Source organism: Schaalia sp. (genome assembly GCF_050312375.1).
Taxonomy (GTDB): domain Bacteria; phylum Actinomycetota; class Actinomycetes; order Actinomycetales; family Actinomycetaceae; genus Pauljensenia; species Pauljensenia hyovaginalis.
In genome coordinates this window covers 1-23,930 of record NZ_JBNOYB010000123.1, presented here as the reverse complement: position 1 = coordinate 23,930, position 23,930 = coordinate 1, and the positions used below count along the sequence as shown (strand labels likewise).

21 protein-coding genes are annotated in these 23,930 nt (G+C 68.6%); 11 read left to right on the top strand and 10 right to left on the bottom strand.

Features of this window, described 5'->3' with window-relative positions:
- Positions 1–55 precede the first annotated feature (55 nt).
- Entirely contained in the window at positions 56–895 is an 840-nt protein-coding gene (locus ACQY7V_RS10115) for an aldo/keto reductase (RefSeq protein ID WP_407826326.1), read from the bottom strand.
- Positions 896–933: 38 nt separating this feature from the next.
- Between ACQY7V_RS10115 and ACQY7V_RS10110 the strand changes: the two genes are divergently transcribed.
- Entirely contained in the window at positions 934–2,235 is a 1,302-nt protein-coding gene (locus ACQY7V_RS10110; protein ID WP_428640112.1) for a M18 family aminopeptidase, read from the top strand.
- Between the two features lie 62 nt (positions 2,236–2,297).
- Here ACQY7V_RS10110 and ACQY7V_RS10105 read toward each other — a convergent pair whose 3' ends face one another.
- Positions 2,298–2,825 carry an NUDIX hydrolase gene (locus tag ACQY7V_RS10105; RefSeq protein WP_320836299.1) on the bottom strand — a complete coding sequence of 176 codons (528 nt, stop codon included), beginning with the start codon at positions 2,823–2,825 and terminating at the stop codon, positions 2,298–2,300.
- Between the two features lie 61 nt (positions 2,826–2,886).
- Entirely contained in the window at positions 2,887–4,458 is a 1,572-nt protein-coding gene (locus ACQY7V_RS10100) for an aspartate:alanine exchanger family transporter (RefSeq protein WP_154475990.1), read from the bottom strand.
- A gap of 318 nt (positions 4,459–4,776) precedes the next feature.
- Here ACQY7V_RS10100 and ACQY7V_RS10095 point away from each other — a divergent pair, with 318 nt between their 5' ends.
- The 3 genes from ACQY7V_RS10095 (at position 4,777) to ACQY7V_RS10085 (ending at position 7,101) form a co-directional block, all read left to right on the top strand.
- The gene (locus ACQY7V_RS10095; RefSeq protein ID WP_320836298.1) at positions 4,777–5,655 is read left to right on the top strand and encodes a sulfite exporter TauE/SafE family protein; all 879 of its coding nucleotides are present in this window, start codon (positions 4,777–4,779) and stop codon (positions 5,653–5,655) included.
- Between the two features lie 92 nt (positions 5,656–5,747).
- Entirely contained in the window at positions 5,748–6,554 is an 807-nt protein-coding gene (locus tag ACQY7V_RS10090; RefSeq protein WP_428640109.1) for a MerR family transcriptional regulator, read from the top strand.
- Positions 6,555–6,588: 34 nt separating this feature from the next.
- On the top strand, positions 6,589–7,101 hold the full coding sequence (locus tag ACQY7V_RS10085; protein ID WP_154475986.1) for an RNA-binding S4 domain-containing protein: 513 nt from the start codon (positions 6,589–6,591) through the stop codon (positions 7,099–7,101).
- Between the two features lie 35 nt (positions 7,102–7,136).
- Here ACQY7V_RS10085 and ACQY7V_RS10080 read toward each other — a convergent pair whose 3' ends face one another.
- From ACQY7V_RS10080 to ACQY7V_RS10065, 4 genes are all read right to left on the bottom strand, one after another.
- Positions 7,137–9,833: an FtsX-like permease family protein gene (locus tag ACQY7V_RS10080; protein WP_303773497.1), complete on the bottom strand. Its 2,697-nt coding sequence runs from the start codon at positions 9,831–9,833 to the stop codon at positions 7,137–7,139.
- Complete coding sequence (locus ACQY7V_RS10075; RefSeq protein WP_154475982.1) at positions 9,830–10,543, bottom strand: ABC transporter ATP-binding protein; 714 nt, start codon at positions 10,541–10,543, stop codon at positions 9,830–9,832. The genes ACQY7V_RS10080 and ACQY7V_RS10075 overlap by 4 nt, the downstream gene beginning before the upstream one ends.
- Positions 10,540–11,139: a PadR family transcriptional regulator gene (locus tag ACQY7V_RS10070; protein ID WP_154475980.1), complete on the bottom strand. Its 600-nt coding sequence runs from the start codon at positions 11,137–11,139 to the stop codon at positions 10,540–10,542. Before ACQY7V_RS10070 ends, ACQY7V_RS10075 begins: the two co-directional genes overlap by 4 nt.
- Positions 11,140–11,241: 102 nt before the next feature.
- Complete coding sequence (locus ACQY7V_RS10065; protein WP_320836294.1) at positions 11,242–11,937, bottom strand: hypothetical protein; 696 nt, start codon at positions 11,935–11,937, stop codon at positions 11,242–11,244.
- Positions 11,938–12,111: 174 nt separating this feature from the next.
- Here ACQY7V_RS10065 and ACQY7V_RS10060 point away from each other — a divergent pair, with 174 nt between their 5' ends.
- The 5 genes from ACQY7V_RS10060 (at position 12,112) to ACQY7V_RS10040 (ending at position 18,932) form a co-directional block, all read left to right on the top strand.
- Positions 12,112–13,851, top strand: a complete 1,740-nt coding sequence (locus ACQY7V_RS10060) for an ABC transporter ATP-binding protein (protein WP_320836338.1) — start codon at positions 12,112–12,114, stop codon at positions 13,849–13,851.
- Positions 13,848–15,839: an ABC transporter ATP-binding protein gene (locus tag ACQY7V_RS10055; protein ID WP_320836293.1), complete on the top strand. Its 1,992-nt coding sequence runs from the start codon at positions 13,848–13,850 to the stop codon at positions 15,837–15,839. Before ACQY7V_RS10060 ends, ACQY7V_RS10055 begins: the two co-directional genes overlap by 4 nt.
- 370 nt (positions 15,840–16,209) lie before the next feature.
- Positions 16,210–17,055, top strand: coding sequence for an aldo/keto reductase (locus ACQY7V_RS10050; protein WP_428640106.1), 846 nt, complete (start codon positions 16,210–16,212; stop codon positions 17,053–17,055).
- A 77-nt stretch (positions 17,056–17,132) separates the two neighbouring features.
- A complete protein-coding gene (locus tag ACQY7V_RS10045) occupies positions 17,133–17,543 on the top strand; it encodes an ACT domain-containing protein (protein WP_154475972.1) in 411 nt (136 codons plus the stop codon).
- A 69-nt stretch (positions 17,544–17,612) separates the two neighbouring features.
- The gene (locus tag ACQY7V_RS10040) at positions 17,613–18,932 is read left to right on the top strand and encodes a DUF4921 family protein (protein ID WP_235362112.1); all 1,320 of its coding nucleotides are present in this window, start codon (positions 17,613–17,615) and stop codon (positions 18,930–18,932) included.
- A gap of 146 nt (positions 18,933–19,078) precedes the next feature.
- On the opposite strand, the gene ACQY7V_RS10035 is transcribed toward ACQY7V_RS10040, so the two are convergent.
- Positions 19,079–20,212: a hypothetical protein gene (locus ACQY7V_RS10035; protein ID WP_428640103.1), complete on the bottom strand. Its 1,134-nt coding sequence runs from the start codon at positions 20,210–20,212 to the stop codon at positions 19,079–19,081.
- Between the two features lie 138 nt (positions 20,213–20,350).
- Between ACQY7V_RS10035 and ACQY7V_RS10030 the strand changes: the two genes are divergently transcribed.
- The gene (locus tag ACQY7V_RS10030) at positions 20,351–20,617 is read left to right on the top strand and encodes a DUF4235 domain-containing protein (RefSeq protein ID WP_235362110.1); all 267 of its coding nucleotides are present in this window, start codon (positions 20,351–20,353) and stop codon (positions 20,615–20,617) included.
- Positions 20,618–20,736: 119 nt separating this feature from the next.
- On the opposite strand, the gene ACQY7V_RS10025 is transcribed toward ACQY7V_RS10030, so the two are convergent.
- Entirely contained in the window at positions 20,737–21,108 is a 372-nt protein-coding gene (locus tag ACQY7V_RS10025) for a sterol carrier family protein (RefSeq protein ID WP_154475964.1), read from the bottom strand.
- 123 nt (positions 21,109–21,231) lie between these two features.
- On the opposite strand from ACQY7V_RS10025, the gene ACQY7V_RS10020 reads away from it, so the two are divergent.
- Positions 21,232–22,218 (top strand): hypothetical protein, encoded by a 987-nt coding sequence (locus tag ACQY7V_RS10020; protein ID WP_303843481.1) that lies wholly within the window; start codon positions 21,232–21,234, stop codon positions 22,216–22,218.
- Between the two features lie 376 nt (positions 22,219–22,594).
- Here the strand turns inward: ACQY7V_RS10020 and ACQY7V_RS10015 are convergent, their stop codons facing one another.
- Positions 22,595–23,395 (bottom strand): CDP-alcohol phosphatidyltransferase family protein, encoded by an 801-nt coding sequence (locus tag ACQY7V_RS10015; protein WP_407826316.1) that lies wholly within the window; start codon positions 23,393–23,395, stop codon positions 22,595–22,597.
- Positions 23,396–23,930 lie beyond the last annotated feature (535 nt).

Genomic DNA, 23,930 nt, shown 5'->3' with positions numbered 1-23,930 from the left:
GCCTTCCTGCATCAGCGCCACCGGGCGGGCGCTCAGAACTCCTGCGGACCTGCGCTCAGAACTCCTCGTAGACGGCCGGATCCTGGCCCGCCTGCCGACCGTCGGGCCTGGCCAGCGAGGAGATCCGCTCCATCTGCCCCTCGTCGAGGGCGAAGTCGAAAACGGCGAGGTTCTCGCGCTGACGCGCCTCGCTCGCGGCCTTCGGGATCGGGACCGCCCCCACCTGGAGGTGCCAGCGCAGCACGACCTGCGCGACGGAGCGGCCCGTTTCACGCGCCAGATCGGCCAGAACCGGCTCGTCGACGACGCGCAGTTTGCGCGCGAGCGGACTCCACGACTCCGTGCGGATCCCGAGGGTCTCGTGAAAGGCGCGCGCCTCGGCCTGCGGGAAGTAGGGGTGGAGCTCGATCTGGTTGACGCTCGGGAGCTCCCCCACCTCGTCGCGCAGCCGTTCGAGATGGGCCGGCAGGAAGTTCGAGACCCCGACCGAACGGATCAATCCGCGCTTCTTGAGGTCGACGAGCGCCTGGAAGGCCTCGACGTACAGGCCCTGCTTCGGGTTCGGCCAGTGGATGAGGTACAGGTCCCAGTAGTCGAGGCCCGCCCGGTACAGGGATTCCTCGACGACGCGGACCGCTTCCTCGTAGCGCTGATGGCGCCCCGGGAGTTTGGAGACCAGGCGCAGGTCCTCGCGCGCCGCGCCCGAGCTCCGCACCGCACGGCCGAGCGCGCCCTCGTTCTCGTAATTCACCGCGGAATCGATGAGGCGATAGCCCATCCTGATGGCCGATTCGATCGATGAGGCGCCCGCGGAGCCCCACAGGCGGTAAGTGCCCAGACCGATCGGGGGGAGGGTCGTCCCGTCGTTGAGAACGACGTCGTCAAGGGGAGAGATCGACATGCCCCCAGCATAGGCGGCTCTAGGATGGGCCCATGGGCTACTTCGAGTACGACGAGCGCACGCTCCACGCGATCGATTACCGTCATTTCCTCTTGGATTCCCCCTCCCCGTACCACGCGGCCGACCTCGTCGCGCAGCGTCTCGCAGATTCGGGCTTCGCACGCCAGGACGAGCGCGACCCCTGGGACGCCTCCTCGGGCGGTCACGTCATGGTCCGCAACGGCGCGGCCATCGCCTGGGTGGTGCCGAAGACGATCGGCGAGGGCGCGGCCTTCCGCATCGTGGGGGCTCATACGGATTCTCCCGCCTTCAAGATCAAGCCCTCGCTCGCCTCGTCGACTCCCGACGGGTGGTCGCTCATCGACGTCGAGGTCTACGGCGGCATGATCTGGAACTCGTGGCTCGACCGCGAGCTCGCCATCGCCGGGCGCCTCATCATGGCCGACGGGTCATCCGTGCTGGTCAGAACGGGCGCTCTCGCCCGGATCCCCCAGCTCGCGATCCATCTCGATCGCGGAGTGAATCCCGAGGGCCTCCACCTCGACCCGCAGAAGCACCTCCACCCCGTGTGGACGCTCGACGACCCCGAGGCCGACCTCCTCGCGCAGATCGCGCGCTACGCGGGCGTCGATGCCTCTGAAATCGTCTCGCACGACCTCATCCTCGTCCCCCAGCAGGGCCCCGAGACCTTCGGCGCGAAGGGCGAGTTCTTCGCGGCCGGCCAGCAGGACAACCTCTCCTCGGTCCACGCCGGGCTCACCGCCCTCGAGCGCCTCATCGGGGAGGGGATTCCCGAGTCGGGGGACGTCCTCGTCTTCGCCTGCTTCAACCATGAGGAGATCGGCTCGGAGACCCGTTCGGGCGCGGCGGGCCCGATCCTCCAGACCGTCCTCGAGCGCACCGCCGCCGCCCTCGGCCGCGACCTCGACGGACGCGCCCGCATGTTCGCGGCCTCGTCGTGCATCAGCGCCGACGCCGCGCACTCGGTCCACCCGAACTACGCCGAGCACCACGATCCGGCGACCCGCCCGGTCATGGGGCGCGGCCCGGTGCTGAAGATCAACGCGAATCAGCGCTACGCGACCGATGCGGAATCCATCGCCGTATGGACGAGGGCGTGCCGGGCCGCCGGAGTGCCCTCTCAGAATTTCGTGTCGAACAACGCGATGCCCTGCGGATCGACGATCGGCCCGATCACGGCGACGCGCCTGGGGATCCTCACGGTGGACGTGGGCGTCGGTCTGCTGTCGATGCACTCGGCGCGCGAGATGAGCCAAGTCGACGACCTCCTCGGCATGTCGAAGGTCCTCGAGGCCTACTGGGCCGGGGCCTGATCCGCCCCTCGCGCGGGCCGGGGCCCGCCCCCAGCGCGAGTGCGCTTCCCGTCCCCGCGCGTTCAGGAGACGAAGTCGGCTTCGACGGAGCCCGCGAGCGCCTTCGCGATGAGACGGGTGAAACGCGGGTTCATCTCCGGGAGGGCGTCGGCGCGGACGAAGACCGCCTCGGTGTTCTCCCCGTCCGCGGGATGCGGTTCGCCGGAGGTCCACTCGAGGACGAAGGCCGTGTCGAGGTAGCTCGCCCGATCCCCGTTCGCGTAGACGAGGGGGCCGACGACGTCGAGGCCGATGAGCCGGTCGACGCGGGCCTCGACCGCCGCCTCCTCGAGGGTCTCCCTCAGGGCGGCGACGGCGGGCTCCTCGCGGGGGTCGACGATGCCCGTGATCGGCGTCCACCACCCGTTGTCGGCCCGTCTCACGCAGAGCACCTCGACCTCGGCCGGGTTCGTCGCACTCCGCGACCAGCCGGGCTCGACGCCCGCGGGATCGAGCGCCCGGCGCAGGACGATCGCGGTCGTGCCCGGGAGCCAGAGCTCGCTCGTGCCGATCTTCTCGCGGAGGTCGAGGATGAACTGCGGAGTCGTCATGCCCGCATGCTACCCGCGCCGGCTCCCCGCCTCCGGGGCCCTCGGGTCCGAGGCGCCCGGGTCACAGGATCGTGAAGAGGGGGACGAGGAGGATCTTCACGACGATCGAGAATGCGAAGAGCGTCGCGTAGGCCCCTTCGATCCGCTCGTCGGCGACCCGGGCGTCGGCGGCCTGGAGAACGGCCGGCTGCCCGAGGAACCCGGCGACGCCCCCTGCGGCCCTCGGCGCGGACAATCCCGCGATCCTCGCGCCCAGCGCCTGGGCGGCGCAGCAGATGGCGGTGATGACGACGCCCAGGAGCGCGGCTTTCGGACCCAGGGGGCTCGCGAGCATCGCGGCGACATCGGGGCCCGCGTTGAGGCCGAGGGCGGCCAGGAAGAGGAGGAGGCCGATCTGGCGGATCGTGAGGTTCGCGGCCGAGGGGAGCGACCACACGATCGGGCCGGTCCGACGCAGGGCTCCCAGGAGCATCCCGACGATGAGCGGGCCCGCGGCCGATCCGAGCTGGAAGGTGGTCTCCGGGCCGACGGGGAAGGGGATCGTCCCGAGGAGCATCCCGAGGACGAGGCCGATCCCGAAGCTCATCGCATCGACTTCCGACACACGCCTCTCAGAGTCGCCGAGCCAGGACTGGATGGCGTCGAGTTCCTCGGTGGGGACGACGACGGCGACGTGATCGCCGAGCTGGAGGTCGAGATCGTCGCGGGCGAGGAGGTCCAGGTCGCCGCGCCTCACCCGCGTGATCACCGCTCCGAAGCGGGCCGCGACGTTGAGGGAGGTGATCGAGCGCCCGGCGAGATCCGGGTTCGAGACGACGATCCTCTCGAAGGCGACGTCGGAGCGGTCGTCCTCGAGACGATGATCGTGCACGGGCTCGCCGATCTCCGATGCGGCTTCTTCGATATCCGCCGGTTCTCCGACGAGGAGCACGAGATCGCCCTCGAGCAGGTCCTCTCCGGGCACGACGACCCGCGTGCAGCCGTCCCGGCGCAGGTAGGACATGCGCACGCGCTGGTCGCGCCATGCCGTGACGCGCCTGGTCGACACCGTTTCAGTGACGCGGACGGTCAGGGTTTCCAGGCTGACTCCGGCGAGGGAGGGGGTGTCCTTCTCGCCGCGCCATTTGCGCGTCACGGTCATCGTCACGACGACGATGCCCATGAGCACGCCGATCGGGTATCCGAAGGCGTAGCCGACGGCCGCCTGGGGATCACCGGTGAGCCGCGTCGCCGCGTCGAGGGCGGGCGCGGCCGTGAGGGAGCCGGTGAACAGGCCGAGCGTGAGGCCCTCGGGCAGGGCCAGGAGGCGCCCGCCGCCGATCGCGATCCCCGCGCCGAGGACGCAGACGAGGACGCAGGTGAGGAGGAGGGCGCTCTGCTTGCGCAGGTCCTCGAAGAATGTCGAGCCCGCGGAGACGCCGACCGTGTAGACGAAGAAGGCGAGGCCGATCTGCTGGACGATCTGCATTCCCTGGCCCGCTTCGGGATTCCAGGCCGAGACCGCCAGACCCACGAAGAGGGCGCCCGCGGCGCCGAATCGGAGCGGGCCGAAGCGGATCGCCCCGAGGGCGGCGCCGATTCCGACGACGCCGAAGAGCGTGAGGAGGTGATTCGCCGTGAGGAGGGAGCCCATGGCTTCAGAGTAGTCGCGCTCCTCCCGGAGCCGTTCATGAGGAGCGCAACAGGGCCCGGGAGGCGGACGAGGAGCCGGGCGTTCCGCGATGCGCCCGCTTCGAAGGAGCCCGCGCATCCGCCCTCGCGGATCACCGGAGGCCTTGGTGAGCGACCGGGGTCCTCAGCGAGCGCGCCGGGGTCCTCAGCGAGCGCGCCGGGATCGAGGCAACGGGCCGGGGCGCACGGGTGCTTCCCCGCCTGAATCGCCCCGTCCCGGACCTCTCCTTCCCCTGATCGGCCGCCCCCTCCCGCAGCCCCTTCGGGCTAGGCTCCACCTGTGCCGATCGATTCCCCCTCCGAGCCGCTCCCCGCACTCGCCTCCTTCCTCGACCCCGTCCTCTCACCGATCGGCACGGCGCTCGCCTCCCTCCTCGGCCATGACTCGGCCCTCTCGAGCGCGCCCCACCTGCTCCCCCTCCTCCTCGTCGCGGCCTTCCTCGCCGGACTCGTCGACGCGATCGTCGGCGGCGGAGGACTCATCCAACTACCGGCCCTCATGCTCATGCCGGGTTTGGCACCGGTGACCGCCCTCGCGACGAACAAGCTCGCAGGTCTTGCGGGAACCGCCAGCGCGGCGCTCGCCTACGGCCGACGAACGCGATTCCAGGTGCGGACCGCTGCGCCGGCCGTCGTCCTCGCCTTCCTGGGAGCGCTCGCCGGAGCCCACCTCGCGACCCGGGTCCCCTCCTCGACCTTCACTCCGATCGTCATCGCTGCGCTGTGCGTCGTCCTCGTCATCACGCTCACCCGCCCTCGGCTCTTCTCGAGCGTCCGGCGGGCGCTGCCCGGCCGCTCCTTCCTGAGACGGATCCTTCCGACGTCCGCCCTCATCGGCGTGTACGACGGCTTCATCGGTCCCGGAACCGGCTCCTTCCTCCTCATGGCCCTCATCGGCGCGGGTCGGATGCCGGTCCTGGCGGCGGCCTCCCTGTCCAAGCTCGTGAACGCGGCGACCAATCTCGGGGCGCTCCTTCTCTTCTCCGGTCAGGGCGTCCTCGACTGGAGGCTCGGCCTCGTCATGGCGGCGGCGAATGTCGCGGGCGCCCAGACCGGGGCGCGATGGGCGATCAGGGTCGGCGCGGGGCTCATCCGCGGGGTCCTCATCGTCGTCGTCCTCGCCCTCATCCTCGTCCTCGTCCGGCGTTCCTTCGCGTGAATCCAGCCCGGGGGGCGGGCGACGGGTCGGAGCGCGAGCCCGTCGTCAGCGGGGCTTGACCCTCACGCGGCGTGAGGGTGCACGCTGGTCCCATGATCGATGCGAAGAGCAAGGGCCCCGAGCGCCTCTACACCGTCGGCGAGGTGTCCGACCTCGTCGGCCTCAGCATCCGTGCTCTCCACCATTGGGAGCACGAGGGCGTCGCCGCGCCCTCGACGCGCTCGGCATCGGGCTACCGCCTGTACTCGCGCGCGGATGTGGCGCGCATCCAGCGCGCCCTCGTCTACCGGGAGACCGGGATGCCGCTCGCGAGGATCGCCGAGGCCCTCGACGCGCCCGATTCTCCGCTCGATCACCTCATCCGCCAGCGCACGCTGCTCACCGAGCGCATCTCACGCCTGAAGGCGATGCTCGGCGCAGTCGACGCGCTCATCGACGCGAAGGAGACGCGCATGACCACCCCCGAATACGACGCGAAGGTCCTGGGAAACGACTGGAGCGAGGACCCCTACGAGGGCGAGGCCCGCGAGCGCTGGGGGACGAGCGAGGCGTGGGAGCAGGCGCAGCGCACGCGCGCCGAACGCGGCCCCGAGGGCGAGGCCGCTGCGGCGGCACGGCTCGCACGGGTGGAGGCCGAGTTGGCCGCGGCCTTCCGCGAGGGGGTCGAGCCCGGATCGGCGAGGGCGAATGAGCTCGCCGCGCAGCATCGCCGGGCCTTGGACTGGTACGAGGTCACGCCCGCCCGGCACGTCATCCTCTCGCGCATGTACCGCGAGGACCCCCGTTTCCGCGCCCGTTACGAGGAGCTCTCCCCCGGCCTCGCACAGTGGCTCGGCTCGGTCATCGAGGAGAACGCCCGCGCCCTCGGCGTCGATCCCGCGACGGCGGCCTGGGACTGAGCTGCCGAGGGCGATGCGCGTTTAGGATTCGGGCATGACCGACGAATCGTCCCCGATCCTGCTCGGCGCGCACGCCGACGCCGTCTTCTCCGAGGAGGCGGAGATCCCGCGCGGCGCCCTCGCGGACTCCGATTCCGTTCGAGTCGACACCTGGCTGTGGGCGGTCCGGCGCGTGAAGTCGCGCTCTCAGGCGACCTCGGCGGCGCGCGCGGGGCACGTGAAGGTCAACGGGGATACGGCGAAGGCCGCCCAGAAGGTGAGGATCGGCGACGAGGTGCGCCTGCGGGTCGAGGGCTTCGACCAGGTCCTGCGGGTCCGTCGCCTCCTGGTCAAGCGGGTCGGCGCTCCTCAGGCCCGGCTGGCCTACGAGGACCTCACGCCGGAGCGCCCTCGTATGGTGATCCCCATCGCCCGGCGCGAGCGGGGAACGGGCCGTCCGTCCAAGAGGGAGCGCCGGGATCTCGACAGGCTCCGGGGACGGGATTCGCATGTGCGCGCCCGGCTCGATCGCTCGGCGAGCGAAGATCCTCTCGATGCTGAAAGGTGATGACCTCGGCGGGGAAAGGTGATGACCTCGGCGGATCAGGGGATGCGGGAGGGTTTGACCGCGCCCTTCGGGCTCGCCGCCCTCGCGACGAGCATCGCGATCAGGGGAGCGCCCACCAGCAGCCCGACGATTTCGACGACGGGGATCACCGGTGAAAGCCCGACGAGAGTCGAGAAGCGCCCGGACTCGGCGATCGCGACCACCGACAGCACGCCGACGAAGAGTCCGGACAGGACCGCGACGGGGATGCAGACGAAGGCGATGCCGATCCCCTGATAGGCGCTCACCCTCCGCCGCAGATCGCGGGAGGCCCCCATCGCCTCGAGCGTTTCGAAATCCGGTCTCATGTCGTTCGCCGCGAGCACGACGACCAGGGCGATCGTGCCCGCGGCGGCGAGCAGGGACACGAGGGCGGCCAGACGCGGCAGGAGCAGGTTCACGGTCGTTTCACGGACGACCCGGGCGATGCTCCCCGGAACCTCCTTGACCATGCTCGTCTCGAAGGCTGAAGCCGCGAGCGCCCCGACCGGGCGGTCGAGGATGAGGAGGCGCCCCAGCGGCTTCGCTGGAAGCGACAGACGATCGGCGGCCTCGGGCGAGAGCACGATGATGTTCAGCTCGGACCAGGAGGAAGCCGGGATCCGCTGTTCGGACACGATGGTCGGATCGGGGATCTCGGGCTCGCCGTTGCTCTCCGCGACGAGGGAGGCCGTCATGTCGAGCGCCCGCAGATTCGCACCGCCCTGCGCATCGATGTAGGACGCGTCGGGAAGAATCGCACCGCCCTGCTTCAAGGTCGCGATCGCCTTCACCATCTCATCACCGGAGACGAGGCCCGAAGCCTTGAGGAAGCTCCCGTCGTCGACGAGATACGCCAAGTCGAGCTCGCCGAGCGCGCGACCGTCCTCGGCGATGGACAGCGGAGCGCCTCCCGAGGGCGAGGTCGCCTCCACGATCAACGCGGGCCCCGCCGTCGTGGACCCCCAGGGCATGCCGTTGACCTCCACCGATTGCTTCACGCCGCGCAGTTCATCGACCGCGCGCGCGGCGGCCTCCTGCGTTCGACGGGCCTCCCACGGCGGAACCGAAGGATCCGAATCCGACACGAGGACCGAGCCCCGCGGGCCGAGGTGGGCCTGGGAATTCCACGCCGCCTCGTTCGCGGACGTGAGGGTGATGAGAAGCGCGGCCGCGATGAAGCTCGTCGTCATGAGGGAGCCCATCGCGGGCAGGGTCCGCGAACCGTTCCGGATCGCATCGCGCAGCGCCAATCGGACGCTGAGCGATGCGCCGTCGCTCCGTCTCCACCTCTTCGAGATCGCATAGGGGATCGAGCCGATGAGCCCGGCCTCGAAGAGCGCGATCCCGAGCGCCAACAGCAGGAGGGAACCGGTCGCGGCGGCTCCGAGCATCGCGGGGACGGCGGACAGGAGTGCGAGCGGATAGACCGGGGTGCGCCGGACGAGCCTCGACGGAGTGCGCGCCGATCCTCGAAGAACGGCGACGGAGTCGACACTGGCCAGATCCCGCGCCGAGGGGATCGCCGCCGCGATTCCGAGGATCATGGGCATGCACAGGGCGAGGAGCAACGGCGCGCGCGGCAGAAGGAGCGGGTTCACCCCGATCATGTACGCGTAGACCAGATGGAAGACGCCAAGGAGGAGCATCGACGACAGCGAGGAGATGAGGCCGACCCACCAGCCGACCGCCATGATCAGGCGCCCTTGATCGTGGTGGTCGCCGCCGATCGCGAAGACGATCGCCGCCGTCCGCGTCGCCCGGTTCTGCGACACGGCGAAGATCGGTTCGACGAGGAGCACCAGCTCGATGAGGATGAGGATCCCGCCGATGAGGAGGACGAAGAACTCCCAGCCGATGTTCCATTCGACGCCCTGCTTGAGGGCCATCTCGGACAGGACTTGGCGGGACATGACGAGGAAGCCCGATTCATTGAGGTCGTCGATGAGTTCCCAGGTCACCGGTTCGGGACCCGCGATGTAGAAAGAGGTCGTGGATCCCTCGCCGACCTCATAGGTGGCGAGCTCCAACGAACCGGCGCCCATGATGAAGACCCTCGAGCCCTCCACCACGTCTTGAACGCGGACCTCGGCCGTGCGCAGCACGGAGGCGCCCCCGTTCGACCCCGTCGAAACCGAGATCTCGTCTCCGACTCGAAGGCCGAGCTCACCGGCGAGATCCTCGGAGATGAGCGCCGAGCCCGCCTTCAGGTCGATCCCGTCGAGCCCCTCGGGCAGTCCGGGGGCGGACAGCGAATCCGTCTGAAACGCGTTGACGACGCTCGTCTCTTCCGCTGTCCCCGTTTTCATGAGATGAACGACGTCGATCTTCTCCACGAGGAGGAGGCGATCGCCCTCGGGGATCCATGAATCGAGGAGCGCGGGAACGCCCTCCGCCTCGACTTCCGTTCTCGTGTCGATGGCGTCGACGGTGCCCGCTTCATCCTGGTGGACGGGGGACTCCGCGATCCTCAGAGCGACGGCCTGAACCTCCGAATCCGAGCCGAGCCAATCGGTGATGAGGGCCGTGCGCGACGCGTTGGTCGACCACACGGTCACGACTGCGAGGATCGCGACGATCGGGATGACGAAGATCGCGATGGCCGCCGAGTAGCGCGAGGGCTGCCTCAGGATCGAGCGCCGGGCGATCCTCTGGGCGACGATCCAGCGCCGCCGCAGGGCGCGCAGGGAGGGGGCGCGATCGCGCCCCCTCACAGGAGATCCTCGACTCGGTCAGGGCGAGAAGAGTCGACGATCCTCCCATCGCGGAGGAAGACCGTCCGGTCCGCCCAGGCCGCGAAGCGGGCCTCGTGAGTGACGAGAATGCCCGCGACTCCGGAATCGATCCGCTCTCGCAGAGCGAGCATCACCTTCTCGCCCGAATGCGAGTCGAGAGCGCCCGTCGGTTCATCGGCCAGAAGGATCGAGCGGCGGCCGACCAGGGCGCGCGCGATCCCGACGCGCTGCTGCTCGCCGCCGGACAAGTCATCGGGAAAACGGTCCGCGAGCGCCCCGGCCCCCACTTCCTCGAGGGCGGCGAGGGCGGCGACATGCGCTTTCGCGGTTGCGACCCCATCGAGCTCGAGCGGCATCGCGACGTTCTCGACGGCCGAGAGGGCGGGAATGAGGTTGAAGTCCTGGAAGACGTAGCCGATCGAGCGGCGTCGCACGATGGCGCGCTCAGAGGAGGGCAAGTCGGAGATGTTCGTCCCGTGGATCACGACCGCGCCCTCGTCCGGCCGTTCGAGGCCGCCGGCGAGGGCGAGGAGGGTCGACTTCCCGGATCCTGAAGGACCCATGACGGCGACGAGTTCACCGATCCCCACTTCAAGATCGACCGCCGTCAGGGCTCGGACCCGCGTGTTTCCGGCGCCGTATCCGTGGCTCACGCCGACGAATCGCACCGGGGCGGGCGCGAGGATCATCGGGCCTGAGCAGATGCGGAGCTGCGCGCCACGCGACGCGGGACGCGCGCCTTCGAAGCGGCGAAGGCGGCACGGCGCGCCGCTTCGGACACCGCACCCGATTCGATGTGGTCGAGCCAGTTGAGCTCCGCCTCGAGATCGAAGACATGGCGCTCGAGGATGAGCTTCCATGCGAGTTCATCGTCGTCGGCGCCCGCCTTGAGGCGGGTCACGTCGCGAAGCGCGCTCAGGGTCGAGCGGCGCTGCGTCTGAATCAGTCCCGCGACATCGACGCTCGGATCGGCCGCGGCGACCGCGAGCTTCATGACGAGCTCATCGCGTTCGAAGTTCTCGCGCGGGACCGGGGTCGACCACCACTCCTCGAGGATCCGGCGACCCGCTTCGGTGACCTCGAAGACCTCCGAGTCCCGCCCGCCATTGGTCTCAAGGTGCGATGTGACTGAGCCGTCGCGCTCGAGGCGCTGCATCGTCTGATAGACCTGACCGATGTTCAGCGGCCACGCGCCGCAGGTCTGGTCCTCGAACATCTGCTTGAGACGGTACACGCCGGCGGGACGCTGCGCGGCGAGGGCGAGAAGTGCGTTGCGGACGGACATGATGCTCCAGAGTTCCAGCGATCGGGACTGCGCTTACCTGAACTTGAACTCTACCGCGATTGCGTTTGAATGTCGTGCGCGCCTGCGCGTTGACGTCGCATCTCACTCCTGCGAGGACGAGACCCCCGCCCTTCCGTCCCCGGACGCGGCCGACCCGTCGACGAGGCGCAGCGCGGCCGACCAAGTTCCGCACCTCTGGCGGACGGTCGCCGCGGAGGGCACGTCGACGCGCCCCTCGGCGCGGCGCGCAGCCGACCAGGCCCCGTAGCCCCCGAAGGTCGGGGCCATCCCCTCTCCTCGGCACCAGGCGGTGTATTCGGCGAGGACGGCCGCCATCGCCTCCGTGTTGAAGCGCCCGGAGCCCTGGGCCCGCCCTCGTCCGCCGGCGGGGAGGCCGAGGGCGATGAGCGCGTCGTTCCAATTGCCTCCCCCCACGCGCACGGCGATCGTCCGTGATGCGGTCGGCCACAGCAGCGCGCCCTTGGATGACGCCGCTCCCCTCTGACGGAGGATCGCCGCCCTCGCGAGGTCGTATTTCGCGGCGGGCACCGGCGGCAGTTCCCTGCGCGCAGCCGCTCGCCTGGCGGCGATGATCTTCGGGATCGCTTCGAGGACGTGCTCGCGCTTCAGGCCGTACGCTCCGACGAGTCCTTCGAGGGCCTCCTCCAGCTCCGGGTCCCCCGCACGATCGTCGATCTCGAGGGAGCGCGCATGAACGGTGGCGGCGATGAGCCAGAATCCCGCCACGATCTGAGCATCGCTGAACGCCGCGGTACGCGGTTTGGGTGGGGGCGCCATGCGGTCACTGTATGCCCCTGCGCCCCAAGTGTGAACTCCCGCCCTTTTCCGGCTTCGCGGACGACAGTGCTCCCCTCCGCGCACTACGCTTTTCAGGAACCTGAAAATCTAGGCGCTCGGCTCGTTCCCGCTAGCCGCACGCAGCCCGAAACGCATTATGTGAAAGAAGGCGTGATGCTCTTCACCCTGTCATGGCGCCACCTCAAGGAGAGGATCTGGGAGCTCCTCGCCGTCATCGTCCTCCAGACGGCCGCAACGATCGCCTCCCTCCAACTGCCCAACCTCAACGCGCGCATCATCGACGAAGGCGTCGCCGTCGGCGACACTTCAATCATCTGGCGCCTCGGAGCGGAGATGCTCGCCATCGCCGCCGCCCAGATGCTTTGCACCGCACTCGCCGTCTACCTCGGAGCCCGCCTCGCGATGTCCCTGGGCGCGCACCTGCGCGAGGAGATCTTCCGGCACGTCCACGGCTTCGCCGCCCAGGACTTCCACGAGTTCGGCTCCTCCTCGCTCATCACCCGCTCGACGAACGACGTCCAGCAGATCCAGCAGACGATGATGCTCTCCTTCTCCGTGATGATCGGCGCGCCGATCATGGGCATCGGCGGCGTCATCATGGCCCTGCGACAGGATCTCCAGCTCGGCGTCGTCCTCGCGATCCTCGTCCCCGTCCTCGCCCTTGTCGTCGCCTTCGTCATGAAGCACCTCTCCCCGCTCTTCTCCGTTCAGCAAGAACGCATCGATACGATGAATACGGTCCTGCGCGAAGAGCTCACCGGCATCCGCGTCATCCGAGCCTTCATCCGCCAAGCCTTCATCCGCGACCGCTACGAGCAGGCGAACACCGCTTTGAGACGGATCGCGATGTCGATCGGCACCTGGTTCTCCTTCTTCTTCCCCGCAGTCACGGTCGTCATCTCCCTCGGCACCGTCGGCGTCATCTGGTACGGCGGCGCCCTCATCGACTCCGGCGACCTCCAGATCGGCGCGATGGTCGCCTACATCACCTACGTCGCGATGATCTCCATGTCCGTGATGATGGCCGGGATGATCTTCATCATGATCCCCCGGGCGAACGTCGCCGCCGGGCGCGTCGCCGCCGTCCTCGATCATGCCCCCTCCATCACCGATCCGCTCGAATCGACGGCCGCGCCCTCGGGACGCTGGACCTTCGCACTGAAGGACGCGGCCCTGCGCTACCCGGGCGCGGAAGAACCCGTTCTCGAGAACATCTCCTTCACCCTGCGACCGGGGACCACCACGGCGATCATCGGAGCGACTGCCTCCGGGAAGACGACCCTCGTCAACCTCCTGCCCAGAATGATGGATCCGAGCTCCGGCCGCATCACGGCCTCCGGAGTGCCCCTCACGGACCTGCCGATCAGCGCCGTCCGCGAACGGATCGCCGTCGTTCCCCAGCACTCCTACCTCTTCTCCGGGACGATCGCCTCGACCGTCGCCGGCACCCACCACCTCGACGCCGCCCAGCGCGAACGCGTCGAATGGGCCCTGCACGGCGCGCAGGCCTACGACTTCGTCAACGCCCTCCCCGAGGGCATCGATCACGGAGTCGAGGCCGGGGGCGCGAACTTCTCCGGCGGTCAGAAACAGCGGCTCGCGATCGCGCGCGCCCTCTATCGCGCCGCCGACCTTTACATCTTCGACGACTCCTTCTCCGCCCTCGACTACGCGACTGACGCGAAGCTCCGCCTCAGCCTGCCCGAATACACCGGAGACGCGGCCGTTCTCATCGTCGCCCAGCGCGTCGCCTCGATCCGCAACGCCGACGAAATCCTCGTCCTCGACTCCGGCCGCATCGTGGGCCGCGGCACCCACCGCGAACTCATGGCGGAATGCCCGACCTACAAGGAGATCGTCGACTCCCAGCTCTCCGAGGAGGAAGCGGCATGAGCGCACGCACCGAACGCCGACCCGGCCCGGGCGGACCCCACGGCCCCATGGGCGCCTTCGACAAGTCCGAGGACTTCTCCGGCTCCTTGCGCCGACTCATCGGGGAGCTGAGGCCCGACCGCTGGCTCATCCTCCTCACGCTCCTCGCATCCCTGATCTCCGTCGGCCTCTCCGTCACGGCGCCCAAGGTCCTCGGGCGCGCCACCGACATCATCTTCAACGGCGTCGCCTCCAAGGCCATCGCCTCCTTCCCCTCGAAGGAGGCGGCGATCGCCGCCCTCAGCGCCGCCGGTCGGGAGGACTTCGCGCGGGTGCTCTCCGCCATGGACATCACCCCCGGCCAGGGCATCGACTTCAGCGCCCTCGGCCGCGTCCTCCTCATCTGCATCGCGATCTACCTCGGCTCGGCCGTCATCTCCTTCGTCGGCGGATGGATCCTGCGCATCGCCATTCAGAATCTCGGATGGCGCCTGCGCGAGAATGTCCAGACGAAGATCGAGCGCCTCCCCCTGTCCTACTTTGACCAGCACTCGCGGGGCGACCTCATGTCGCGCGTCTCCAACGACGTCGACAACATCTCGATGGTCCTCAACCAGACGCTCTCGCAACTCTTCCAGGCCGTCCTGACGATCATCGGCATCTTCATCATGATGCTCACCCTCTCCTGGAGGCTCACGATCCTCGCCCTCCTCGTCATCCCCTTCGGCGCGGCCCTCGCGGGCGTCCTCATGAAGCGGGCGCAGCCGCAGTTCCGCCAGCAGTGGACCTCGACCGGCGAGGTGTCCGAAACCGTCGAGGAAGCGATCTCCGGCCACGAGGTCCTCGCCCTGTACGGCCTCGAGGATGAATTCAACGAATCCTTCGCCGCCTCGAACAGGCGCCTGTACCGCTCGAGCTTCGTCGCCCAGTTCATCTCGAACCTCATCATGCCCGTGATGAACATGATCTCGAACATCTCCTACGTGATCGTCGCCGTCGGCGGCGGCCTCATGGTCGCGGGCGGTTCGATGTCCCTCGGCGATGTCCAGGCCTTCATCCAGTACTCGCGCCAGTTCACCCAGCCGATCGGGCAGCTCGCCTCGATGGCGAACTCGCTGCAGTCGGGCGTGGCCAGCGCGGAGCGCGTGTTCGAGTTCCTCGACGCCGAGGAGATGGGACTCGACGAGGGCGCGCGCTCACTCGCCGAGGCGCGCGGGCAGGAGGCGCCGGCTGAAGGGGGCGAGCACGTCGCCGGCCGCGTCGTCTTCGACCACGTGCGCTTCTCCTACACGGAGGGCACCCCGATCATCAAGGATCTGTCACTGACGGTCGAGCCGGGCCAGATGGTCGCCATCATCGGCCCGACCGGCGCGGGCAAGACGACCCTCGTCAACCTCCTCATGCGCTTCTACGAACTCGATTCGGGCGCGATCTATCTCGACGGTGCGAACATCGCCCGTCTCGACACCGACGTTCTGCGCTCCCACATCGGCATGGTCCTCCAGGACACGTGGCTCTTCGACGGGACGATCGAGCAGAACATCGCCTTCGGCGCGGAGGACGCCGACCATGACGCGGTGGTCGCCGCCGCGAGGGCCACGGCCGTGGATCGTCTGATCCGTCAGCTCCCCAGGGGCTATAAGACCCGCGTGTCCGACGAGGGAGACACCATCTCCCAGGGCGAGCGCCAGCTGCTCACCATCGCCAGGGCCTTCGCCTCCGATCCGGACATCCTCATCCTCGATGAGGCCACCTCATCGGTCGACACCCGGACGGAGGTGCTCGTCCAGCGCGCGATGGAGAGCCTCAGGCAGGGGCGGACGGCCTTCGTCATCGCCCACCGGCTCTCCACGATCCGCGACGCCGACCTCATCCTCGTGATGGAGCAGGGGGACGTCGTCGAGATGGGGCGCCATGAGGACCTCCTCGCCGCCGACGGCGCCTACGCGCGCCTCTACAACGCGCAGTTCGCCGCTCCGCTCGGTGGTGCCAGCCCCGACGAGCGGTGACCCCGAGGCGACAAGTCGGACAGCACCCCGAGGACCGGTGGCGACAAGTCGGACGGCACTTCGCGGGCCTATGACAACAAGTCGGACAACACTTCGCGGCCTTATGACAACAAGTCGGACAACACTTCGCGGCCCTATGACAACAAGTCGGACCCGGCTCTCCGGGCAGGTGCCACCAACCCGCTCATTCCGGCGTCGAAACGGGCAGGAGGGGCACGATCAGGCCCTGAGCCTCCGACTTGTCGCCACACCCGACAACGGCCATGTCCGACTTGTCGCCACACCCCGCAACCCCCACCTCCGACTTGTCGCCACACCCTGCAACCCCCACCTCCGACTTGTCGCCACGAACCTCGCCTAGAGTCGGAGCATGAGCACCGTGCGCATCCCGAACGCCGTCCTCCCCACCGGCGCGCCGATCCCGGTTTTCGGCTTCGGCACCTACAAGGTGACGAACGGCGTCTACGAGACCGTCTCCAGCGCCCTCGCCCTCGGCTACCGGCATATCGATACGGCCCAGATGTACGGGAACGAGGCGGAAGTGGGACGGGCCATCGCCGATTCGGGCGTGCGCCGCGAGGAGCTCTTCATCACCTCGAAGCTCGACAACGGCAACCACGAACCCGCCGCCGCACGCGCCTCATTCGAGAAGACCCTGGCCGATCTGCGCACCGACTACGTGGACCTCTTCCTCATCCACTGGCCCCTGCCGAGCCTGTACGGCGGGGATGTGGCCCTTCCCTGGCCCGTGCTCGAAGAGTTCCACGCCCAGGGCCGCGCCCGCGCGATCGGCCTGTCGAACTACACGATCGAGCACATCCAGAGGGTCCTGGACGTTGCGGAAGTCGCACCCCACGTCCTCCAGGTCGAAGCGCACCCCTTCTTCCCGAACAACGAGGTGCGCGACTTCGCTCGCGCGCACGGCATGTCGACGCAGGCGTGGTCGCCATTGGCCAGGGGACGCGCGGCGAAGGACCCCGCACTGGCCCGGATCGCGGCCTTGATCGGAAGGACCGGACCGCAGGTGGCGCTGCGCTGGGCGCTCGAGCGCGGCGACATCGTCTTCCCGAAGTCGGTGACGCCGACGCGACAAGCGGAGAACCTCGACGTCTTCTCCTTCACGCTTCCGGACTCCCTTCGCGCCCGCATCGACGTGCTCGACGAGGGCGAGGCCGGGCGCACCGGATCTCACCCGGACACGATGAATCGCCTCTGAGAAGGCGCGCCGCACCGGCATGTCACCGAGTGGGACGAGGGTGTCCTCACCCGGGTACTCGCGCTACCCTCGGGCCCATGTCTGAAGATCAGCCCCTTGACCGGATGCTCGCCACCCTCGCGCCCGTACCCCAGGGCGAGTACGTGTTCGCCCTCGTCGATGAGGTGCCCGCGGGAACCGATCCCTTCGCAGTGATTCGCGATGAGGACCGGTACACCGTCGTCCTCGAGAAGTCCGAGGCCGAGGCGGCGGGCCTGCCCGTCGACAAGACCTACGCGCACCTGTCCCTCGGCCTCGACGCGGACCTGGATTCGATCGGCGTGACCGCGACGATCGCTCAGGTCCTCTCGGCCCGTTCGATCGTGGCGAACGCGATCGCCTGCACTCGTCACGATCACTTCTTCGTCCAGGCGGATCGGGCGGATGAAGCCGCTCAGCTCCTCGCCGACCTGGGGAAGAACGCGCGCGGCTGGCTGCCTCGGCCCTGAGGCGAGGCGGGCGCGGGCTTCGCGGCGCCCCACCTGGCGTTCAACGGCCACCGGGGTAGACTCGGCCCCATGGCGAAGGAGCTTTCGCGGACCGACCGCGCCATCGTGCGCCTGGCGGACGGCACGGTTAAACAGCAGAACCTCTTGACCGGGACGGAGGTGTGGACGGTTCCGGGTCGCGGAAACCGGCCCCTCTCGGTGCCGGACGCTCAGGCCCGACCGATCGATCACGGACGCGATGGGGGGCACTGCGCCTTCTGCGAGCACCGCTACCTCGAGACCCCGCCGGAGAAGTCCCGCCTCGTCCTCGACGATCACGGCGACTGGCGCGAGCTCTCGGGCCTTCCCGCTGAAGCCCTCTCCGAGACGACCGCCCAATTCCGGCGGATCCCGAATCTCTTCGAGATCGTCTCCTACAACTACTGGCATCTCAACCACGGGCACACCCCCTCGGAGGCCGAGCATCGGCGGATGGCCGAGTACCTCGCCTCCCCCACGGGCTACGACCACATCATGTCGGTCGTGCGCTCGCGCCTCCTCGCCTCGGGCGTCGATGAGGCGCAGATCTCCGCGATGAGCGATTCGCAGATGCTCGGGCACGCGAACGGCTTCTTCTCCGGCGGCCACGACATCATCATCGCGAAACGCCACTACACGGACGGCGCGACCGATGAGTCCCAGCTCGCGGGCTCGGGCACCCTCACCCCTGAAGAGCACTACCGGTACACGGACTTCACCGCCCGATCGATGGAGGACCTCTACGGCCTCGACCCGAACGTCCGCTACGTCGCGACCTTCCAGAATTGGCTCAAACCCGCAGGAGCCTCCTTCGATCATCTGCACAAGCAGCTCGTTGCGATCGACGACCTCGCCGTGCAGACCGAGGCCGAACTCAACCGCTTGCGCTCCCAGCCCGACATCTACGAGGAGATCCTCAGGGTCGCGGCGACGCGCAAGCTCCTCATCGCGCAGAACGAGCACGCGGTCGCGATGGCGGGCTTCGGCCACCGCTTCCCGGGCATCGCGATCTGGCCGCTGCACTCCCCGATCAACCCGTGGGAGGCGAGTGAGGAGCAGATGCGCGGCGTATCCGACATCCTGCACGCCGTGCACGCCGCGACCGGCGCCGACGTGCCCTGCAACGAGGAGTGGTATCACCGGCCTCCGACGGTTCGCACGCCGATGCGGTGGAGGATCCTCCTCAAGTGGAGGATTTCGACCCTGGCCGGTTTCGAGGGCGGGACGCGCATCTACCTCAACACGATCGATCCGTGGACCGTGGTCGACAAGGTCCTTCCCCGGCTGCACGAAATGCGCGAGGCCGGATTGATCGCTCCGATGCGTCTCGGCGCCGAGTGCCGCGTCGATCCGGGGATGCTCGAAGACTGAGGCGCCCGAAGAGCGCGCCGCCGGAAGGCTGAGCCGCTCGAAGGCCTCGGAGCCGGGCGGCTTCGGAGGCGGGTGCGGGCTTCGGAAGCCGCTGGTCGGAAGCGATCAGCTTCCGAGGCGGGTGCGGGACTCGCGGGCCTCGGGCTTCAGCCCGCGGGCGTCCCGCTCCAGATCGCGCGTTGATCCGCGAGCCCCGCCGCATCCATCGGAGTCAGCGGGACGGCGTCCGCCATCGGGGTGAGGAACCAGTGCGCGGGGGTGTTCTCCACGCTCGAGAGGTCGAGGGGGTAGACCTCGCCCGCTTCGGCGAGGGCGTTCTGCCCCTGGCCGCCTTCGAGCCAGGCGAGGAAGGACCGGGCCCCGGAGGGGTTCGTCGCATTCGCGAGCTCGGCGGCGAACAGGTAGCGCTCGACGCAAGTGGCCGGAAGCGGATGGGCTCTCGCTTCAATACCCGGGGTGGACGTGGTGTCCACGATCGTGCTCATCGGCGCCACGAGGAGCGGATGGCGATGAGCAGGCGCGGACTGGGCCGTCTCGTCGGCTTGTTCAAGAGCCGTCCACGACGCCTCCGCCTCATCCGCTGCGCCGATGAACGCGCCGGAGGCCTTCAGAGCGCGAACCCATGCGTCCAGGTCGCCGCTCACGCGCGAAGCCGCCCCGAGGAGGAAGAAGGCGCCGCTCTTCGTCGAGGCGGGGTCGGGCACGGCGAGGAGGAACCCGGTATTCGCATCGCCGAGGCCGTCGAAGCCCTCCGGAATGCGCCTCTGCCCGGCCGAGACCCATCCCGAATCGGCGAGGACGCACACGTCGTCGCGCCCGTAGGGCATTGCGCCCGCGATCGCCCCTCCGACGCCCTCCGGATAGGTGAGTTCGAAGGGGGGCGCTTCGCTCAGCGCGCCGCGGACCGCATCGAGCCCAAGCAGGTCGAGTCCCATGACGAGGTCCGCCCCGACCTCGGCCGCCTCCTCATCCGAGCCGAGCGCCACGGTCCGCGCAGTGAATCCGGTGGCGGTCCGGAACGCGGAAAGCGCTTCCTCCGAGAATTCGACGCCCGGCGCGAGGGCGATGACGACCGTTCCCGAGCCGCGTTCGGGGGCGGGCGCTCCGAGCGCGCCAGGGCCTTTCGATTGCGGCTGCTCCGCGAGCGTCCCGGGCACGATCGGCTTCGCAAAAGGATCGGCTCCGTCGTAGGAGGCCGACACGGAGGGCGTGCACGCTCCGAGCGCCCCGCCGAGGAGGAGGGCCGTCGCGATCGCGAACGGCCTGCGGATCTGGATCATCGGGACTCCTTCGGCGAGGTGTGGAACCTCGCCATTTTACGGCCCGTCCGGGGGCGGCACGAGTGCGCCGAGGCCCCGCCCTAGGGCATGATGGGGGTATCGGCATCTCCGGTGCCCGAATGAACGAGGGGAATCGCAATGGAAGATCTCGGCTGGAAGATCGCGAGCGCGGGGGCTGCGGCAGTCGCAGCGATGGGCGCGAGCAAGATCGCTGAAATCGGATGGCGTCTCGCCACGGGCAATGAGGCTCCTCGCGAGGACGACGACGAGGCGGCGCTCGCCTCACTCGTCATTTTCGCCGCGGCCTCCGCCGCCGTCGTCGCCATCGCTCAGCGGTACGCGCTGCGTTCGGCGAAGAAGTTCTGGGGTCCTTCGCCCTCCGGTCCCAAGAGCTTGGAGGCCTGAGGCCTTTCAGGGCCTCCTCAGGACCCGTTCGCGCGCTTCCGGACCGTCTTCTTCCCGGTTTCAGCCTCTTTCAGGTCATCAGACCAGGAGCGTCCGCCCCGACGCGCTGGCGGGTCGCGTCATCGCAAACGATCCAGGATCGGGAACAGCTCCCTCAGATCGGTTCGCTCGCCGGATGCTTGAACGCGGCCGTCTCCGATCGCGTCCTCCCATCGGATCCGACCGGTCGCGAGCCCGAGCCACACCTGCATGCCGGTCTCCACGACGGCCGGAGGCGTTCCCCTCCGGTGCGTCGTCCCCGGCAGGATCTGGACCGCGCCCGCGGGAGGGACCCGCACTTCGACGGCGCGACCGGGATGCAGGGCTTCGAGTTCCTCAAGAGTGAAGCGAACGGCGGTCAGCAGTGTTCCTCGCGATGCCGACGCGGGATCGCGCCCCCAGGTTTCGACCGCCGCCATGCCCTCCGCGGGGTCGATCCGTCTCTTCGCCATGGGTGACATCATAAGATCCTGAGCCAATCGGGGCTCAATGCGGGACCTCCCCCATATGCGCGAGGAGAATGATGGTGCACAGTAGAGGTGCAGCGGTCCGCGTCGACGAGTGAAGGAGGGACGATGAGCGGTGAAGCTACGGCCGTCGACATGTCGGCGAACACCATCGAAGAGCCGTATGCCCCCTCCCGCACTCTCACCCTTCCCGAACGTCTTCTCACCTCCGGTTCCCTCATCGATTCCCCTCGCATCCCGTGCGCCGAATGGGACCCTGAGGTGCTGCGCGCGCTCGCGGGCGCTGACCGGGTCGGTGAGATCTCCTTGCGCCGCATTGAGATTTTCGATGACATCGACGAATTCGCCCTCGAGCATCCCGATGCGGTCCTCTCGCCGAATTCCTGGGGGCGCGCCCTCGGCCATCGTCTTCGCGACGCCGTGGAACGGCGCTGCTGCCTGTGGCTGGGAACCGCTTCGCCCGAGTCCCTGCCGCGCCTCGAGCGCCTTTTCGGCCCGGGCATCCTCAAAGTCGCCGGCGCCCCCGCGCCCGATGGGCGTCTGCCGCTCGCGCTCAATCCTATGGAGCTGGTGCGCGCCTGGTCGCATGATCGTGCGCGCTCGGCCTTCCTGCGCCGGGTCCTTCACGACGCTGATTCCCTGCGCGCCCCGAGCGCGGTGATCGAGGCCCTCCGTCATGGTGCCGTGGCGATCCGGGAGCGTTCCCGCCTCGCTCGTCTCGCGATCAACCCCCGGGTGATCGCCTACCTCGTGGTCTTCGTCTACTCGTCCCTGCGGGCGCTCCCCGTCGCCCTCGTCCCCGGATTCACGGGCAAGGTCTGGGTGCTCTGGTCGATCGACATCTTCACGGCGGTCCCCTACACCTGGGGCGTCCTCACGATGATCGCGGGCCGGACGCTTCGGATGCGCCTCTTGGGGCTGACGGTGACGATCGTGACCTTCATGGCGCCGTACATCTACTTCTGGCTCCACGGCAAGGACTACCCTCCGGCTGTCATCGTCCTCGTGATCGCGATGATCCTGGGTTCGGTGGGTCTGGAGTTCGCCCGCTGGATGCGCGACCGCGTCGTCGCGGGCCACCTCCGTCGCCCCTGATCGTCGCGTATCGCCGTCGCCCCTGTTGCGCCGTTTTCATCACCGCTGATTCCGCATCGGATCCACGATATTCGGATAGTGCCGCTCCCCCGGGAGAATCCCTCGCAGTGCGCGACCCCTCGCACGCGCGCGTCCGCGCCCTGAGAGTCCCCGGCGAGAGACCCCCGATTCGGGCCGGATGCCTGATCCCGGCCCCGGGCATCCAGTCCCCGCCGGACATCCGTCCCTGCCGGACATTCGTCCCTAGCGGACACCCGCTCTCAAGGCTGATCCCGGCAAGACGCCTGATCCCGGCCTGCGCGAAGCCCTCCCCTCCAGCCCGCGCATGCTTGCGCCCTCGGCGATGATGCCGAGGGCGCAAGCATGCAAACGGGACTCAGGCGCTCAACGCCTCCTCGTCCGTCTTCGCCCGCCAGGTGCGGGCGATCCCCGTCAGGAGGAACCAGGCGGCGGAAACCCAGAAAGCCGCGATCGCCCAGAGCGGACGGGTCGGCACGGCGACGAGCACCGCCACCGACGCGATCCACACGACGGATGCGATGATGTTCCAGAGTCGAAGCTTCTTCACGCGCATCGGATGGGTGAAGTACAGGGGCGCCAGAGTCAGGACCGCGAGACCGATCGTGATCACGATGTTGACGAGGGCCGGAGTCTGCATCACGTACATCGTCACCGCGACGACGTTCCACGCCGCAGGGAAGCCGACGAAATAGGAGTCGGCGGATTTCTCACCCTCATTCGCGTAGCAGAACACCGAGGACACGGTCGCCACGATCATCGCGATCAGGCCGATGGCCTTGGATCCGAAGGGCAGGTAGAGGTACATGAAGAGCGCGGGCAGGAAGGTCCAGGTGAGGTAGTCGACGACGTTGTCGAGGACGGAGCCGTCGAACCAGGGGATGACCTGCTTGACGCAGGTCTTGCGCGCGAGCGTCCCGTCGAGGCCGTCGACGATGAGGGCGACTCCGAGCCAGAGCCACATCATCTGGATGCGCCCCTCGATGAGGGCGACGGCCGCGAGGCTCGCCCATACGAGACCGGACATCGTGAATGCGTGGACCGCCCAGGCGGCGATCACTCGTGAAAGGCGGGGCGCCGACGCCGCGTCCTCGGAGCGGATCTCGGATTGCGCGGGGTCGCCGGGGGTGTGCGTTTCGGGGAGGCTGGGGGGATTCACTGTGTCGTCCTGTTTCGAGGGATCGGTCACTCCTCAGTATCGGCCCTGGAACCGTGAAGCCACAGTATTTGTGAGCATTTCCAGTAGGAATCAGGGTGGTCCCTGAGCTTCAGGGCCGTCTCGTCGGCCGGCGGGCTTCGGCGCTCGCCCGGACTGCCTGCGACATTGCCGAGGGCGGGGCGTTTCCTCATGGAACAGCGGATCGTCGCGGAAACGTGGATTTGGAGGGCCCGGGACTGTTCCTCGTCGAGAGGAGGCGCGCGAGGCCGGATCATCTCGACAGGAATGGGGATGCCCAAATTGCAAGCGCCAACCCCGCAGTCAAAGGGCCAACCCCGCACCTTGTTCCTTACATGCGGACTTAACCCCCAAAAACAGGCCGCCAACCCCGCACTCAAAGGGCCAACCCCGCACCTTGTTCCTTGGATGCGGGATTGCGCTCAGCGTCGAACACCCCGCGGCCCCGCCATCCGGGATGAGCGCCCAGACACGGAACAGCCCCGGACGCGGGTGGTGCCCGCATGGTCATCCAGAC